Annotated in this window: 15 protein-coding genes; 10 read left to right on the forward strand and 5 right to left on the reverse strand. The window is 69.7% G+C overall.

Going from position 1 to position 16,173, the window contains the following annotated elements:
* The first annotated feature begins 10 nt into the window (after positions 1–10).
* Together AC57B5_RS16505 and AC57B5_RS16510 are read left to right on the forward strand one after the other, a co-directional pair.
* The gene (locus tag AC57B5_RS16505) at positions 11–235 is read left to right on the forward strand and encodes an acyl-CoA carboxylase biotin carboxyl carrier protein subunit (protein ID WP_012203026.1); all 225 of its coding nucleotides are present in this window, start codon (positions 11–13) and stop codon (positions 233–235) included.
* Complete coding sequence (locus AC57B5_RS16510; RefSeq protein WP_013804406.1) at positions 232–669, forward strand: PaaI family thioesterase; 438 nt, start codon at positions 232–234, stop codon at positions 667–669. The genes AC57B5_RS16505 and AC57B5_RS16510 overlap by 4 nt, the downstream gene beginning before the upstream one ends.
* A 7-nt stretch (positions 670–676) precedes the next feature.
* On the opposite strand, the gene AC57B5_RS16515 is transcribed toward AC57B5_RS16510, so the two are convergent.
* Genes AC57B5_RS16515 through AC57B5_RS16525 form a run of 3 tightly spaced genes read right to left on the reverse strand, consistent with a single transcriptional unit; the run spans position 677 to position 3,209 of the window.
* Positions 677–1,105 carry a hypothetical protein gene (locus AC57B5_RS16515; protein ID WP_016446659.1) on the reverse strand — a complete coding sequence of 143 codons (429 nt, stop codon included), beginning with the start codon at positions 1,103–1,105 and terminating at the stop codon, positions 677–679.
* 35 nt (positions 1,106–1,140) lie between these two features.
* The gene (locus AC57B5_RS16520; RefSeq protein WP_496399944.1) at positions 1,141–2,523 is read right to left on the reverse strand and encodes a heavy metal sensor histidine kinase; all 1,383 of its coding nucleotides are present in this window, start codon (positions 2,521–2,523) and stop codon (positions 1,141–1,143) included.
* Positions 2,520–3,209 carry a heavy metal response regulator transcription factor gene (locus AC57B5_RS16525; RefSeq protein WP_169807217.1) on the reverse strand — a complete coding sequence of 230 codons (690 nt, stop codon included), beginning with the start codon at positions 3,207–3,209 and terminating at the stop codon, positions 2,520–2,522. The genes AC57B5_RS16520 and AC57B5_RS16525 overlap by 4 nt, the downstream gene beginning before the upstream one ends.
* 164 nt (positions 3,210–3,373) lie before the next feature.
* On the opposite strand from AC57B5_RS16525, the gene AC57B5_RS16530 reads away from it, so the two are divergent.
* From AC57B5_RS16530 to AC57B5_RS16560, 7 genes are all read left to right on the forward strand, one after another.
* The gene (locus tag AC57B5_RS16530) at positions 3,374–3,778 is read left to right on the forward strand and encodes a hypothetical protein (RefSeq protein WP_063328026.1); all 405 of its coding nucleotides are present in this window, start codon (positions 3,374–3,376) and stop codon (positions 3,776–3,778) included.
* A 167-nt stretch (positions 3,779–3,945) separates the two neighbouring features.
* A complete protein-coding gene (locus tag AC57B5_RS16535) occupies positions 3,946–5,280 on the forward strand; it encodes a TolC family protein (protein ID WP_496399945.1) in 1,335 nt (444 codons plus the stop codon).
* Between the two features lie 30 nt (positions 5,281–5,310).
* Positions 5,311–6,681, forward strand: a complete 1,371-nt coding sequence (locus AC57B5_RS16540) for an efflux RND transporter periplasmic adaptor subunit (protein WP_071954220.1) — start codon at positions 5,311–5,313, stop codon at positions 6,679–6,681.
* Between the two features lie 23 nt (positions 6,682–6,704).
* Positions 6,705–9,878 (forward strand): efflux RND transporter permease subunit, encoded by a 3,174-nt coding sequence (locus AC57B5_RS16545; protein ID WP_199960527.1) that lies wholly within the window; start codon positions 6,705–6,707, stop codon positions 9,876–9,878.
* Between the two features lie 227 nt (positions 9,879–10,105).
* Complete coding sequence (locus tag AC57B5_RS16550; protein ID WP_496399946.1) at positions 10,106–11,638, forward strand: purine-cytosine permease family protein; 1,533 nt, start codon at positions 10,106–10,108, stop codon at positions 11,636–11,638.
* Positions 11,635–12,387: a carbon-nitrogen hydrolase family protein gene (locus AC57B5_RS16555; protein WP_496399947.1), complete on the forward strand. Its 753-nt coding sequence runs from the start codon at positions 11,635–11,637 to the stop codon at positions 12,385–12,387. Before AC57B5_RS16550 ends, AC57B5_RS16555 begins: the two co-directional genes overlap by 4 nt.
* A 186-nt stretch (positions 12,388–12,573) precedes the next feature.
* Complete coding sequence (locus tag AC57B5_RS16560; RefSeq protein ID WP_012203017.1) at positions 12,574–12,924, forward strand: DUF4148 domain-containing protein; 351 nt, start codon at positions 12,574–12,576, stop codon at positions 12,922–12,924.
* A 62-nt stretch (positions 12,925–12,986) separates the two neighbouring features.
* Here AC57B5_RS16560 and AC57B5_RS16565 read toward each other — a convergent pair whose 3' ends face one another.
* A complete protein-coding gene (locus AC57B5_RS16565) occupies positions 12,987–13,409 on the reverse strand; it encodes a hypothetical protein (RefSeq protein ID WP_063327414.1) in 423 nt (140 codons plus the stop codon).
* 118 nt (positions 13,410–13,527) lie between these two features.
* On the opposite strand from AC57B5_RS16565, the gene AC57B5_RS16570 reads away from it, so the two are divergent.
* Entirely contained in the window at positions 13,528–14,550 is a 1,023-nt protein-coding gene (locus AC57B5_RS16570) for a hypothetical protein (RefSeq protein WP_496399948.1), read from the forward strand.
* Positions 14,551–14,654: 104 nt separating this feature from the next.
* Here the strand turns inward: AC57B5_RS16570 and AC57B5_RS16575 are convergent, their stop codons facing one another.
* Positions 14,655–16,166: an FAD-linked oxidase C-terminal domain-containing protein gene (locus tag AC57B5_RS16575; RefSeq protein ID WP_013804417.1), complete on the reverse strand. Its 1,512-nt coding sequence runs from the start codon at positions 16,164–16,166 to the stop codon at positions 14,655–14,657.
* Positions 16,167–16,173: the final 7 nt, after the last annotated feature.

The following is a 16,173-nucleotide window of genomic DNA, read 5'->3' on the forward strand; positions in this document are numbered from 1 at the left end:
AGCCCTACCCATGACCACCACCCCGAACATGATCACAAGCCCCATCGCCGGCCTCGTGGCCGCTGTGGAAGCCGCCGAAGGCGGCACCGTCGCCCTGGGCGACACCCTCATCATCGTGGAGTCCATGAAGATGGAGATTCCCGTGGAAAGCGAGGTGGCAGGCGTCGTGCGCCGCATGCTCGTGGCCGTGGGCGAGCCGGTGGCCGAAGGCCAGGCGATTGCGGAGATCGGATGAACGCCGTTGGAATCTCCACAGCCCCGGACCTGGAGGCCGCCGCGCTGGCGCGCGGCTACTTCGGCATCGACGTGCCCTTCATGTCCCATATCGGCCTGGAGCCCGTGAGCCTGGCGCCCGGCCTTGCGCGCACGCGGCTGCCCATGCATCCGCACCTGGCCAACAGCCGGGGGCATGGCCATGGCGGCGCGCTGATGAGCGCGCTGGACTTCACGCTGAGCGCGGCCGCGCGCTCGTCCAACCCGCTGGGGCTGGGCGTGGTGACCATCGAGATGAGCACGCATTTCCTCGCCTCGGCCACCACCGACCTGCTGATCGAGGCCCGCGTGCTGCGCGCAGGCGCGCGCACCGTGTTCTGCGAGGGCAATGTGCTGGACAGCGCGGGCCAGGCCGTGTGCACGGCGCGGGCCGTGTTCAAGCTGATCGCGCTGTAGCCTGGCTTCAGGCGCCGTCGCCTTCGGGCGCCGGCGGCAGCAGGTGCTGGCCGATCTGCTGCCAGGCCTTGGCCGCGTCATGCTGGCCGCCGAACATGTGACAGCTGGCCGCCGTCATGGCCAGGCGGCCGTTTTCGGGCTCCAGATCGAACGCCAGCTCGCATTGCGCGGCGGCGTTGCGCCACATCACCACGGCGTCTGGCGATTCTTCCTTTTGCAGCGCATGGGCTTCGGCCATCCAGGCCTGGGCCAGGCGAAACGCGCCCTCGGCCTGGTCGGGGTCGGCCTTGTGGGCCAGGTAGAAGTGCTTGCCGGCCTGCTGCCACAGCGCCCGGGCCTGGGCGAAATCCTGGGTGGCGGCCCGCTGTGCCTGGGCCACCAGGGCATTGCCTTCGGCCAGCAGCGTTGCGTAGGAGGAGGGGGCGTCTTGCGTCATGGGGCGCCATTGTGCCGCCGCTCCGGTGCCTGTGTTCAGGCCGGGGAATCGCGCGGCGGGCTCGGGCTATCGGGCAGTTCCAGGCCGATGCGCGTGAAGCCGCCTTCGGACTCGGCAAAGCAGCGCCCGCCGTGCATGCGCGCGATGGCGGCCACGATGGCCAGGCCCAGGCCATGGTTGCGGTCGGCCTGGCTGCGCGCGGCGTCGGCCCGGTAGAAGCGGTCGAACAGGCGCGGCAGGTCGGCGGGGGCTATGGTCGGGCCCCGGTTGAGCACCGCCAGCGCCACATCACCGGCGCCACCGTGGTGGGCACAGGGCCGTGCGCCTATCTGCACGGTGATGGTGGAGCCGCGCTGTGCATAGCGTGTGGCATTGCCCAGCAGGTTGGACAGCGCCCGGCGCAGCAGCCGCGCATCGACCTCGGCGGCCGCGTCGCCCTGGACGACGACCTGCAGGTCGGCCTCCTGCAGCGCGGCCTCGTGGAAGTCGATGACCTCATGGGCCAGCGCGGCCAGGCTGGCCCAGGGCGCCAGGCGCGCGCCCTGGCCCCGGTCGGCCTGCGAGAGAAACAGCATGTCGGCCACGATGCCGGCCATGCGCCGCAGGTCCTCCAGGTTGGAAGCCAGCACCTCGCGCAGTTCGGCCTCGCTGCGCGGCTTGCGCAGGGCCAGCTCGCAGCTGCTGATCAGCGTGGTCAGCGGCGTGTTCAGTTCATGGGCCACGTCGGCGTTGAAGGCCTCCATCTGCCGGTAGGCCACGGCCAGCCGCTCCAGCAAGGCGTTGAATTGCGCGATCAGCGGGCGCAACTCCTGCGGCTGCCCGCTGTCGTCCAGGCGCCGCTGCAGGTCCTGGGCGGACAGCTTGCGCGTCTGCTCGGTCAGTTCGCGCAGCGGCGCCAGGCCCAGGCGCACCAGCCAGATGCCGGTCAGCGACACCAGCAGCGCGCCGCCCACGGCGGCCAGGGCCAGCGTCCAGGCCAGCAGGGACAGCTGCCGGTCATCGTCGGCGCGGTCCAGGGTGAGCTGGGCCTGTGCATGCTGGCCGCTGTCGGCCAGCACCACCTCGAAGCTGCGCTGCAGCGTGCGGCCCGGCGTCTTGGGAATGCGCAGGCGCTCGTAGATCACGCGGCCCTGCAGGTCGGTGATGCGCAGCGACATCTCGTCCAGGCCCGTGAGAAAGTCGTCCAGCATGTGGGCCAGACCGGCCTCGTTGTGGGCGCTGCGGCTTTCCGTCATCAGGTGCAGCACGGCCTGCTGCTTGAGGTCCAGCGTCTCGTGCTGGTGCTGCTCCAGCGTCATCGATGCCACCCCGTAGACGGCCGCGCACACCAGGCCCAGGCCCAGCATGGTCTGCAGCGCCAGCCAGCGCGACAGGCGCCGGCCCAGGTGGGGAATGTCGGCGGGGGCCTTGGTGTTCACGGTGCGCGCGACTCCAGCACATAGCCCATGCCGCGCACCGTGTGCAGCAGCGGCTGCTCGAAGGGCTGGTCCAGCTTCAGGCGCAGGCGGCGCACCGCCACCTCGACCACATTGGTCTCGCTGTCGAAATTCATGTCCCAGACCTGGGAGGCCAGCTCGGTGCGCGACAGCACCTCGCCCTGGCGGCGCAGCAGCAGGCTCAGCAGGTTGAATTCCTTGGCCGTGAGGTCCAGGCGCTGGCCGGCGCGCGTGGCGCGTCGGCGGATCAGGTCCAGCTCCAGGTCGGCCATGCGCAGCATGGTGGCCTCGGCCGCCGGATGCGCCGTGCCGACACTGCGGCGCAGCAGCACATGCATGCGCGCCACCAGTTCGGAGAAGGCAAAGGGCTTGACCAGGTAGTCGTCGGCGCCGCCCTGCAGGCCGCGCACGCGGTCTTCCACCTGGCCGCGCGCCGTCAGCATCAGCACCGGTGTCTGGCGCGACTGGCGCAGCGCCGCCAGCACGGCCAGGCCGTCGATGCCGGGCAGCATGCCGTCGAGCACGATGAGGTCGTAGGCCAGCTCGGTGGCCAGGTGCAGGCCGTCGATGCCGTCGTGCGCGACATCGACCACGAACCCCTCCTCGGTCAGGCCCTTGCGGAGGTAGTCGGCCAGCTTGATTTCGTCTTCGATGACCAGGACTTTCATGCCGAGCATTGTCGGGGAAGGGCATGGTTTGCCAAGATGACAAATTTGTCATGTGCCCGACAGCCACAGGTCGCCGCACGGCCCTAGACTCGCCGGCTTGGGGGAGTCGTGGTTGTGGGCAAACGCCATGCACGACAATCCCCACCTGCCCCATGCCCTCCTCCATGACCCGGCCCCGTCTCGCCGCCCTCGCCGTCCTCGTGATCGCGCTGCTGTTCCAGTGGAGCTGGATGGCGGCCGCTGCGCTGTGCCGGCACGACGGGCATGAGACCCGGCACTTCGGCCACCATGTCCACGGCGTGAGCCTGCATGGCATGGGCGCCGAGCGCCATGCCAACGCAGATCCGGGCGCTGGCGCCGAACCTGGGCAACCGGCAAAGAAGGCGGACCAGGGCCAGCCGTCGTCGCTCAGCGTCGATTGCTCCATGTGCCATGCCTGGGTGGCCGTCGCCACCCACTACGCCAAGGCCGCGCCGGTGGCGCCTCCCCCCATGCCATTCGCCGAGCCGCTGCGCCGCCATGCCTCGGCCGTGCTGCTGCGCCCCGATCGGCCCCGCTGGCAGGGCTGACGCCCCCTGCAGCCGCCGGCCGGGCATGGCCCTGTTTCTGCCCCGGACCGGCATTCCCCTGAAATCCCCTCGCGCTCAGCGGCCATGGGCCGTGCGCGCCCGCCGCAGCGGCCTGACCGGCTGATGAACGATCAGGCCTGACCTGCGCGCGGGCAAGGAGTCCGTGTATGTCTTTCCCTTCGTCCTTTCCGTCGAGGACGGCTTCCCACGCACCATGGAGCGCCTGGCCCGGGCCGCGCGCCCTGCTGGTGATGGCCGTGCTGACCGCTTGCGCCGCCGTGCAGGCGGGCGAGCCTGCCAATGCGGCTGCGCCATCTGCAGCCGCTGTTTCCGAGTCCACACCGGCCGGCCCGCCGCTGGATCTGCAGCAGGCCCTGGCCCTGGCGCTGGACGGCAACCCCGGCCTGCGTGCGGCCCGCCGTGCGCTGGAGGCCAGCGATGGCGCCGTGCTGCAAAGCCGTGCCCGGCCCAACCCCGAGCTGGCCTGGTCGCAGGAGGACACGCGCCGCAGCACCCGCACACTGACCGTGCAACTGAACCAGACCCTGGAAGTGGGCGGCAAGCGCGAGGCCCGCATGCGCGTGGCCGAGCGCGGGCGCGACCTGGCGCAGGCCGAGCTGGCGGGGGCCGAGGCTGCGCTGCGCGCCGACGTGGGCACGGCCTTCTTCGGCGTGCTGGCTGCGCAGCAGCGCGTGGTCCTGGCCGGGCAGACGCTGGAGATCGCCAGCAGCGCGCGCGAGGCCGCAGCCCGCCGCGTGGCGGCCGGCAAGGTGGCGCCGCTGGAGGAAACCCGGGCCCGCGTGGCCGAATCCGGCGCCCGCCTGGAGCAGGCCCAGGCCCGCTCGGGCCTGCGCGTGGCGCGCGGCCAGCTGCAGGCGCTGTGGGGCGAGCGAGTGCGCCCCTTCGGCCAGGCCGAGGGCGCTGTGGACGCCCTGCCCCAGCTGCCTGAGCTGGCAGCCCTGCAGCAGCGCATCGAACAGGCGCCCGCCGTGCTGCGTGCGCGCCAGGCGCTGGAGCAAAGCCGCGCCACGGCCGACCTGGAGCGTGCGCGGCGCCTGCCCGATCCCACCGTCAGCCTGGGCGTCAAGCGCGCCGCCGAGGTCGGGCGCAACCAGCTCGTGGTCGGCGTCTCCGTGCCCCTGCCCGTGCTCGACAGCAACCGGGGCAACCAGCTGCAGGCGCTGCGCCTGGCCGACCAGGCCGAGGAGCAGTTGCTGGCCACGCGCGTTCAGCTGCAGGCCCAGCTGTTCGAGGCGCGCGAGCTGCTGCAGGCCAGCCGCGAGCAGGCCCGCCAGCTGGCCGAGGAGGTGCTGCCCACGGCGCGCACGGCCTACGAGCTGGCCTCGCGCGGGTTTGCGCTGGGCAAGTTCGGCTACCTCGACGTGCTGGACGCACAACGCACCTGGTCCGAGGCGCGCAGCCAGTACCTGGACCAGCTGCTGGCCACCCACCGCGCCGCCGCCGACATCGACCGCCTGCTGGGCACCGAATCCGGCCTCTGATTCCGATAGCAACCTGATTGCATCCAGACCATGAACACCAAGCCCTCCTCCTCCCCCCTCGGACCGCGCCGCACCCTCGTGGCCATTGCCGTCATCCTGGCCCTGGGCGCGCTGGCCGCCACGCTGATCCTGCGCAGCGGCACGCCGGGCGCTGCCAAGGCCGACAGCCATGGCCACGGCCACAGCGAGGCCGCAGGCCATGCCGATGGCGAGCACCACGGTGCAGCCGCTGCCGATGGCCACAAGCACGATGAAGGCCATGCCGACGATGAACACCATGAAGACTCCAAGGCGGAAAAAGCCGAGGCCAAGCCTGCCGCCCAACCTGCCGCCAAACCGGCTGCAGAAGCCGGCCATGGCGACGACGAAGGCCTGATCGCCATGGACGCCCAGCGCATGCAGGCGGCCGGCGTGCGCCTGGCCGAGGCCGGTCCGGCCACCGTGCGTTCCGTGCTGCAGTTGCCCGGGGAGATCCGCTTCAACGAAGACCGCACGGCCCACGTCGTGCCACGCGTGGCCGGCATTGCCGAGAGCGTTCCCGCCAACCTGGGCCAGAACGTGAAGAAGGGCCAGCTGCTGGCCGTGCTCAGCAGCGCCGCCGTGTCCGAGCAGCGCAGCGAACTGCTGGCCGCCAGCAAGCGCCTGGAGCTGGCCCGCACCACCTACGCACGTGAAAAGCAGCTGTGGGAGGAAAAGGTCTCCGCCGAGCAGGACTACCTGCAGGCGCGCCAGGCACTGCGCGAGGCCGAGATCGCCGTCTCCAACGCCCAGCAGAAGCTGGCCGCCACGGGCGCCGGTGCCGGCGGTGGTGCGGGCGGACTCAACCGCTTCGAGCTGCGCGCGCCGTTTGACGGCGTGATCGTGGAAAAGCACCTGTCCGTGGGCGAGGCCGTGCAGGACACCACCCAGGTCTTCACCATCTCCGACCTGCGCAGCGTCTGGGCCGAGATGCGCGTGGCCGCGCCCGACCTGCCCGCCGTGCGCGTGGGCGAGAAGGCCACGGTGCGCGCCACGGCCTTCGACTCCTCGGCCACGGGCGAGGTGGCCTATGTGGGCGCCCTGATCGGCCAGGACACGCGCACGGCACCCGCGCGCATCACCCTGCCCAACCCCGACGGCGTGTGGCGCCCGGGCCTGTTCGTGAACGTGGAGCTGACGGCATCGTCCCGGCAGGCGCCGCTGGCCGTGGCCACGCAGGCACTTCAGAAGATGGAGCAGCAGACCGTGGTCTTCGTGCCCGTGCAGGGGGGCTTTCGCGCCCAGCCGGTGCGCGTGGGCCGCGCCGACGGCAAGACCACCGAGGTGCTGGAAGGCCTGAAACCCGGCCAATCCTACGTGGCCGAGGGCAGCTTCATGCTCAAGGCCGAGCTGGGCAAGGCCACGGCCGAGCACTCCCATTGATGCGGGCATGAACGGAGAACTCCATGTTTGAACGCATCATCCGATTCGCCATAGAGCAGCGCTGGCTGGTCCTGCTGGCCGTGCTGGCCATGGCGGGCCTGGGCATCTACAACTACCAGCGCCTGCCCATCGACGCCGTGCCCGACATCACCAATGTCCAGGTGCAGATCAACACCCAGGCCAGCGGCTACTCGCCGCTGGAGACCGAGCAGCGCGTCACCTATCCCATAGAGACGGTGATGGCCGGCCTGCCCCACCTGGAGCAGACGCGCTCGCTGTCGCGCTACGGCCTGTCCCAGGTCACCGTGGTGTTCAAGGACGGCACGGACATCTACTTCGCACGGCAACTGGTGGGCGAGCGCATACAGCAGGCGCGCGACAGCCTGCCTGCCGGCATCACGCCCACGCTGGGCCCCATCTCCACGGGCCTGGGCGAGATCTACCTGTGGACCGTGGAGGCCGAGGACGATGCGAAAAAGCCCGACGGCACGCCCTACACGCCCATGGACCTGCGCGAGATCCAGGACTGGGTCATCAAGCCGCAGCTGCGCAACGTGCCCGGCGTCACCGAGATCAACTCCATCGGCGGCTACGCCAAGGAGTACCTGGTGGCGCCAGCGCCCGAGAAGCTGGCGGCCTACGGCTTCACGCTGGCCGACATCGTCACCGCCCTGCAGCGCAACAACAGCAACGTGGGTGCGGGCTATATCGAGCGCCAGGGCGAGCAGTACCTGATCCGCGCGCCAGGCCAGGTCGGCGGCATCGCCGACATCCGCGAGGTCATCGTGGGCTCGGCCCAGGGCCAGCCCATCCGCATCCGCGACCTGGCCGAGGTGGGGCTGGGCCAGGAGCTGCGCACGGGCGCGGCCACCGACAACGGCCGCGAGGTGGTGCTGGGCACGGTGTTCATGCTGATCGGCGAGAACAGCCGCACCGTCTCGCGCGCCGTGGACCAGCGCATGGCCGAGATCAACCGGGGCCTGCCCCCGGGCGTCAAGGCCATCACCGTCTACGACCGCACGAACCTGGTGGACAAGGCCATCGCCACGGTCAAGAAGAACCTGGTGGAGGGCGCAGCCCTGGTGGTGGTCATCCTCTTCCTGTTCCTGGGCAACCTGCGCGCGGCGCTGATCACGGCGCTGATCATCCCGCTGTCCATGCTGTTCACCTTCACGGGCATGGTGCACTACAAGGTCAGCGCCAACCTCATGAGCCTGGGGGCGCTGGACTTCGGCATCATCATCGACGGGGCCGTGGTCATCGTGGAGAACTGCGTGCGCCGCCTGGCCCATGCGCAGGAGGCGCGAGGACGGTCGCTGACGCGCAGCGAACGCTTCCATGAAGTCTTCGCCGCCGCGAAGGAAGCGCGCCGCCCGCTGCTGTTCGGCCAGCTCATCATCATGGTGGTCTACCTGCCCATCTTTGCGCTCACAGGTGTGGAGGGGAAGATGTTCCATCCCATGGCGCTGACGGTGGTCATCGCGCTGGCCGGCGCCATGCTGCTGTCCATCACCTTCATCCCGGCGGCGATTGCGCTGTTCATGGGCGACAAGGTGGCCGAGAAGGAAAACCGCCTCATGGGCTGGGCGCGCCGCGGCTATGCGCCCGTGCTGGCGCGCGTCATGGCCGCGCCCGCCGTGGTGCTCACGGCCGCCGCCGTGGCCGTGGCGCTGAGCCTGCTGCTGGCCACGCGCCTGGGCAGCGAGTTCGCGCCCAACCTCAACGAGGGGGACTTCGCCATCCAGGCGCTGCGCATCCCCGGCACCAGCCTTACGCAGTCGCTGGAAATGCAGATGCAGATCGAGAAGGCGCTCAAGAAGGAGTTCCCCGAGATCGACCGCGTGTTCGCGCGCACCGGCACGGCCGAGATCGCCTCCGACCCCATGCCGCCCAACATCTCGGACGGCTACATCATGCTCAAGCCGCGCAGCGAGTGGCCCGACCCGGCGCGCCCGCGCGATGAGCTGCTGGCCGCCGTGCAGGCGTCGGTGGACCGCATCCCGGGCAACAACTACGAGTTCTCCCAACCCATCCAGTTGCGCTTCAACGAGCTGATCTCGGGCGTGCGCAGCGACGTGGCCGTGAAGATCTTCGGCGACGACATGGCCGTGCTGGAGAAAAGCGCCCAGACCGTGGCCGGCATGCTGCAGCAGATTTCGGGCGCCTCCGAGGTCAAGGTCGAGCAGACCACGGGCCTGCCCATGCTCACCGTGCAGATCGACCGCGAAAAGGCCTCGCGCTACGGCCTGAACATGGGCGATGTGCAGGACGCCATCAGCACCGCCATGGGCGGCACCGAGGCCGGCACGGTATTCCAGGGCGATCGGCGCTTCGACATCCAGGTGCGCCTGCCGGACGCCGTGCGCAACGACCTGCAGGCCCTGAGCCGCCTGCCCATCGCCCTGCCGCGCGGGGCGGACGGGCGCATCGGCTTCGTGCCGCTGTCGGCCGTGGCCACGTTCGAGACCGCGCCCGGCCCCAACCAGGTCAGCCGCGAAGACGGCAAGCGCCGCATCGTGGTCAGCGCCAATGTGCGCGGGCGCGACATGGGCTCCTTCGTGGGCGAGGCACAGCAAAAGCTGCAAGGCCTGTCGCTGCCGCCCGGCTACTGGACGCGCTGGGGCGGCACCTTCGAGAACCTGGAGTCGGCCACGCGCCGCCTGCAGATCGTCGTGCCCGTGGCCTTGCTGATGGTCTTCGTGCTGCTGTTCGCCATGTTCGGCAATGTGCGCGACGGGCTGGTGGTCTTCACCGGCATTCCGTTCGCGCTCACGGGCGGCATCCTGGCGCTGTGGCTGCGCGACATACCGCTGTCCATCTCGGCGGCGGTGGGCTTCATCGCGCTGTCGGGCGTGGCCGTGCTCAACGGCCTGGTCATGATCTCCTGGATCAGAACCTTGCGCGAACAGGGCGCCAGCGTGCCCGACGCCGTGACCGAGGGCGCGCTCACCCGGCTGCGCCCCGTGCTGATGACGGCCCTTGTCGCCTCGCTGGGCTTCGTTCCCATGGCCATTGCCACGGGCACGGGCGCCGAGGTGCAGCGGCCGCTTGCCACGGTGGTGATCGGCGGCATCCTGTCGTCCACGCTGCTGACCTTGCTGGTGCTGCCGCTGCTGTACCGGCTGGTGCACCGCAACGACCCGTCGGAGGCGGACGCGGCCGGCGCAGTGCCCACGGCATCGGCACCAGCCGCGTAGCACGCCACCCACGCCCCCATGCCCCCCGCGCCGCCTGGCAGGCCCTGTGGCAGCCAGGCGGTGCGGGGCTTTTTTCATGCCCGGCCGCCTCGGCACCAGGGGCTGGCCGGCTGGCCAAACATCTTTTCCAGTCGATGTGAACGTCGCGCATCAGGCATGGAGCGGCGGCAGGCTCCTGCCTAGAATTTGTCCCACAACAGCAAGGACAACGGGAGGGAGACAAGGCCATGAACAGCCCCGCCAGCAGACAGCACGGCCGTGCCCGCATCGCCGTGGAGAGCCGGTCCATCGACTGCATTCCCGACAGCGAGCGCCATGCGCGGCTCGCCGACCAGGGGCCGTTCTGGTTCCTGGGCAACTTCCACTTCTTCACGCTTTCCATCGGCTTCGTCGGCCCGTCGCTGGGGCTCTCGGCGCCCTGGAGCGCCCTGGCCGGGACGCTGGGCATCATGTTCGGCACGCTGTTCATGGCGCTGCACGGCGCGCAGGGGCCGCAGTTGGGGCTGCCGCAGATGATCCAGTCGCGCGCGCAGTTCGGCTTTCGCGGCGTCACCCTGCCGCTGTGCGCCACGCTGCTGGTGTTCACGGGGTTCAACGTCGTCAACGTCTCGCTCATCATGCAGGGCATGCAGGCCGTATTCGGCCTGCCGCCAGCGCCCACGGCCTGCGTGGCCGTGGCGGTGGGCGCCGTGCTGGCGGTCTGCGGCCACGATGTGATGCACAGGGCCTTCCGCTGCGCGCTGATGCTGGCGCTGCCGCTGTATGCGCTGGCCACGCTGGCGTTGCTGGCAGGCGTGGGCGAGCCCGCCTTGCACGTTCGGCCGGAGCCATTGCCAGGATTCGCATGGAGCGCCTTTGCCGCGCAGTTCACCATCGCGGCCAGCTACAACATCTCCTATGCGCCCTATGTGTCCGACTATTCGCGCTACCTGCCGCGCCATACCGCGCCCCGGCGCCTGATCGCAGCCATCTTCCTGGGCGCATCGCTGTCCGGGGCCTGGATGATCGGGCTGGGCGCGTGGATGGCGCAGCGGCTGCAGGCCGGCGACGCGCTGGCGGCGCTGGGACGGATCGGCACCGGCCTGTTCCCGGGCGCGGACCGGCTGCTGCCTGCCCTGGCCGTCGTGGCCTTCGTGCCCATCATCGCCCTCAACACCTACAGCGCGGCGCTGACCGTGCTCACGGCCGCGGATTCGCTGGGCGGCCTGCGCCCCACACGCAGCGCACGCGGTGCACGCGGTGCACGCGAAGCACTCGGCACACTCGGTGCACGCATCGGTGCCATCGCCGCCATCAGCGCCACCATCCTCGCGTGCGTGCTGTCCATCCAGGGCAGCGGCGTGGCATTGCTGCACTCCTTCCTGGCGCTGCTGCTGTACTTCCTGGTGCCATGGACGGCGGTCAACCTCGTGGACTACTTCCTGGTGCGCAAGGGCCGCTACGCCATCGCCGATTTCTTCACGCCACAGGGCATCTACGGCGCCTGGGGCTGGCGCGGCATCTGCGCCTATCTGGGCGGCTTTGCGGCCATGGTGCCCTTCTTCCACATCCACGACGCCACGGATGGCCATGCGGTCTTCGTCGGCTGGGCTGCGCAGCGGCTGGGCGGCGTGGACTTCGCCTGGCTGCCGGGCATTCTCGTAGCCGGCAGCCTTTACTGGGTGCTGGCCCGCAACCTGGATCTGCAGGCCGAGGAGGCCGCCAGTTGCCAGCCGCGGCAGGACAGCCACCCTTTGCATCTCAAGGAGCGCACACCATGACGGAGCACCGCATCCGCATCATCCAGCCCCGTCTGCGCGACGGCGACATTGCCGGCAACCTGGCGATGACGCTGAAGACGATCAGGGCCAGCGCGGGTCAGGCCGACCTGCTGGTCTTTCCCGAAACCTGCATCAGCGGATTTCCCCGGCCGGACAACGTGGCGCAGCTGGCCGAGCCGCTGGACGGCCCCTCGGCCACTGCGCTGCGCGAGGCCGCGCGGCAAGCCGGCGTGGCCGTCGCCATCGGCCTGGCCGAAGCAGACCAGGGCCGCCACTTCAACGCAGGCCTGCTGATCGATGCCGATGGCCAGGTGCTGCTGCACTACCGCAAGACCATGCTCTACGACTCGGACCACGGGGTCTTCGAGGCCGGGGATCGCCAGCCCGTCTGCACATGGCGCGGCCTGCGAGTGGGAATGCTGATCTGCTTCGACATCGAGTTTCCGGTACCGGCCCGCGCCCTGGGCGTGCAGGGCGTGGACCTGATCGTGCTGATGGACGGGATGATGCACCCCTACGGCCACATCCATCGCCACGCCGTGCCCGTGCGCGCCATGGACAACCAGTGCTACATCGCCATGGCCAACCGCGCCGGTCCCGGCGACAGCTACGCGTTCTGCGGCGAAAGCCAGTTCGCCGATCCCTTCGGCCAGACGCTGGCGCGCATCGCGGGCGATGCCGATGGCCTGCTGGACGTGCGCCTGGACCCTCTGGCGCCCGGCCGCGCGCGTGCGCAGTACCGGGGGTGACGAGCGCCGAGGCGCCGCAGTGTCTCGGTCATCGCGGTCATCTGTGCCGGTTGTATGACAGCAATGTCACCATCCTGTGGGGCTGGTGTGGGCACGTGATTTCTACATTGGAGTCCTCTCCTCGGCGTTCCGCATCGCGGGGCGTGGGGAGAACGAATTACCAACGTGCCTGAAAGGAATCACATCATGTCGCAACGCCGCTTCACCCCCGCCACCCTCATCGCCGGCCTGGCCGCATCGGCAGCGCTGCTGCTGCCCGGCATGGCATCGGCGGCCGGATACATCCATCCGGCCAACAACGAGGCGGGCGCCGTCGTCCACCCTGAGCATTTCAAGAGCAGCAAGACACGCGCCCAGGTGATTGCCGACGCCGAGGCAGCCGTGCGCCAGGGCGGCACTTCGCGCTTCAATGCCAGCGTCTATCCGGCTCCCGCACCGCAGACCGGCGCGGGCAAGACACGCCAGGAAGTGATCAATGAACTGATCAACGAAACGCCTGCCCAGCGCGATGCACGCCAGCGTGCCATGGGTGGCTGATGCGCAGGCGGGGCCCGTGCCCCGCAGGTGCCGGATCAATGCAAACCCGACGCGCCGCCTGGCTACGAGCCTGCGGCGCGTTCCGCTTCCTCGGCATCATGGGCGCGCGCAATGGCCAGGATCACGTCGCGCGCCAGCCGGCGCTTGGGCACGGGAAGGCGCAGGTAGATCTTGAACAGCTCGTTGTCCTCGTAGCCCAGGCCTGCGGACCAGGTGCTCTTGGGCTCGCGCACCTCGCGAACCTGCTGCGGCGAGCGCAGGAACTCCTCCAGCGGCACCTGCAGCCAGTCGGCCAGCGCAGCGAGTTTCTTGGCGTTGGGCATGGTCTTGCCGACCAGCCAAAGGCGCACGCCGTGCTGGGACATGGGCTTGCCCCAGAAACGGGAATTGAACTCGTGCTCCAGCACCGCAGGCCTGGCTTCATAGCCCTGGGCCTGCATTGAATCACGTAATTTTTGAGCAAACCGTTGCTTTGCATCCTGCATGCGCGAACGCTATGGGATTGGTCTGATTGAGATGTGAGTATTGATAAAAATCACATCTCTTTTTGATTGATAGTTAATATCAACCATCGATCTGGAAATCACATGCACGGGGGAGCAAATGCGTTGGCAACGAGTGTGGCTGCTGCCCTCGAGCCTTGTACTGGTGCTGGGCGGTTGCGGCGGTGACGACGGTGATGTGCTGGCGGTCCAGGCCGCATCCTGGGGCGGTGCATCGGGGGTCTCGATAGGCCAGGTGCTCCAGGAGAGGAACGCATGCGCGCGCAGTGCATGGCGCAGCGTGGGCGATGGAAGCGGCGGGCGCATCGTCGAGTACACCTGCGAGAGATCAGGCACGCATGGATACCTGCAGCTGCGTCTGCGCCAGGATGCCGAGCAGCTGCAGCAAGCGGCCGATGGCGAGCAGGCGCGGTTCGAGGCTCGGCTGCGTGGCGGCTGGCGCGAATTGCTGATGCTGGAGCGCCAGCGCCAGGAGATGCTGGGCCGCCATCGGCTTGAGGCCCAGAAGGACGCGGAACGCATGCGCCTGCACCTGGAAGACCTGCGCATGCTGGAGAAAATGACAGACTGCCGCAGCTTCCGTCCGCAAGGGCTGGGCGCCGAAGCAGCTCCGCAGCGGCTGGTGCTGGCCGCCGACGCTTGCGTGCGTTCCGGGCGCCCCGCCGAGCCGGTCTACGCACGCGAACGCAAGCAAACGCTGGAGCGCATGCGTGCAGCCCTGCCGCGCTACGACGAGGCCCGGCTGGGGCGCGAGGCGGCTCTGCGGGCACTGGAGCGCACGCTAGAGCAGCAGGAGGCGGCACTGCGCAGACTGGAGGAGGACCGGCCCGAGACAGGGGAGCGCATCCGCAGATCCCTGGCCGAGCGGCTGGAGGCGATGCGCCTGCGGCTGAACCAGGTCGGCCGTGTGCGCGAACTCACGCGCTGGGGCGTGGCCGGTGCGCGCGTGGTCTACCTGGACACCGCCTTGGCGATGGAATGCGGCTTGCGCACCCTGTCCCATGCCGTACCACTGGAGGCCATGATCGAAGACCTCGCGGAGGACCTGGCCGTGCCCCGGCAGGAAGCTGCGCTGGCCCGCGCGCTCGATGGGCTGTGGCTGCGCTGCCTGCAGCAGCCGTGACCAGCGGGTTGCATGCCTCTCGTTGCACAGTGCTCTTTGCACGGAGCCGGTTGCACCGCGCCCGTTGCACCGCGCCCGTTGCACGTCGCCGGTTGCACCGCGCCTCAGAATCTCGGCAGGTCCGGGTGTGAGATCTGGCCGCCGCGCACCAGCATCTTTCCGTACTCGGCGCAGCGGTTGAGCGTGGGAATCACCTTGCCGGGGTTGAGCAGGGCCTGCGGGTCGAAGGCGGCCTTGAGCGCGAACATCTGGTCGTTCTCGGCCGTGGTGAACTGGGTGCACATGGAGTTGAGCTTTTCCACGCCCACGCCATGCTCGCCCGTGACCGTGCCGCCCATGGCCACGCTGGTCTCCAGGATGTCGGCGCCGAACAGCTCGCAGCGGTGCAGCTCGTCGGGGTCGTTGGCATCGAACAGGATCAGCGGGTGCAGGTTGCCGTCGCCCGCGTGGAAGACGTTGGCGCAGCGCAGGCCGTATTTCTTTTCCATCTCCTGGATGGCCAGCAGGATGTCGGCCAGGCGCTTGCGCGGGATGGTGGAGTCCATGCACATGTAGTCGGGGCTGATGCGCCCGCTGGCGGGAAAGGCGTTCTTGCGCCCGCTCCAGAAGCGCAGGCGCTCGGCCTCGCTCTCGCTGACGGTGATGGCCGTGGCCCCGGCGCCGCGCAGCACTTCGCTCATGTGGGCGATCTCTTCCTCGACTTCCTCGGGCGTGCCGTCGCTCTCGCACAGCAGGATGGCCTCGGCCGTGAGGTCGTAGCCGGCCTTGACGAAGTCCTCGACGGCGGCCGTCATGGGCTTGTCCATCATCTCCAGCCCGGCCGGGATGATGCCGGCCGCGATCACGGCGGCCACGGCGTCGCCGGCCTTGCGCACGTCGTCGAAGCTGGCCATGATGCAGCGCGCCAGCTGGGGCTTGGGGATCAGGCGCACGGTGACTTCGGTGGTCACGGCCAGCATGCCCTCGCTGCCGACCAGGATGGCCAGCAGGTCGAAGCCCGGCGTATCCAGCGCCGTGGAGCCGAACTCCACCGGCTCGCCCTCCACGGTGAAGCCGCGCACCTTGAGCACGTTGTGCACCGTCAGCCCGTACTTGAGGCAGTGCACGCCGCCCGAGTTCTCGGCCACGTTGCCGCCGATGGTGCAGGCGATCTGGCTGCTGGGATCGGGCGCGTAGTACAGGCCGAAGGGCGCGGCGGCCTCGCTGATGGCCAGGTTGCGCACGCCGCACTGCACCACGGCCGTGCGGCTGGCCGCATCGACCTGAAGGATCTTGTTGAACTTGGCCAGCGACAGCGTCACGCCCATGGGATGGGGCAAGGCACCGCCCGACAGCCCGGTGCCCGCGCCGCGTGCGATCACGGGCACCTGGATGGCGTGGCAGGCTCGCAGCACGGCCTGGACCTGGGCCTCGGTCTCGGGCAGGCAGACCACCAGCGGGCGCTGGCGGTAGGCCGTGAGGCCGTCGCATTCATAGGGCGTGGTGTCCTCGGCATTCCACAGCAGGGCGTGGGCGGGCACATGGCGGGCCAGCGCGGCCACGACCTCGGCCTGGCGCCGTGCGCGCTCGGAGACTGTGGGCTGCTGGTGGGCCGCATCGGCGGCGGCCGACGCCATGGCGCCG

It is taken from the genome of Delftia sp. BGA-UO-ETr-SB1 (genome assembly GCF_059567865.1).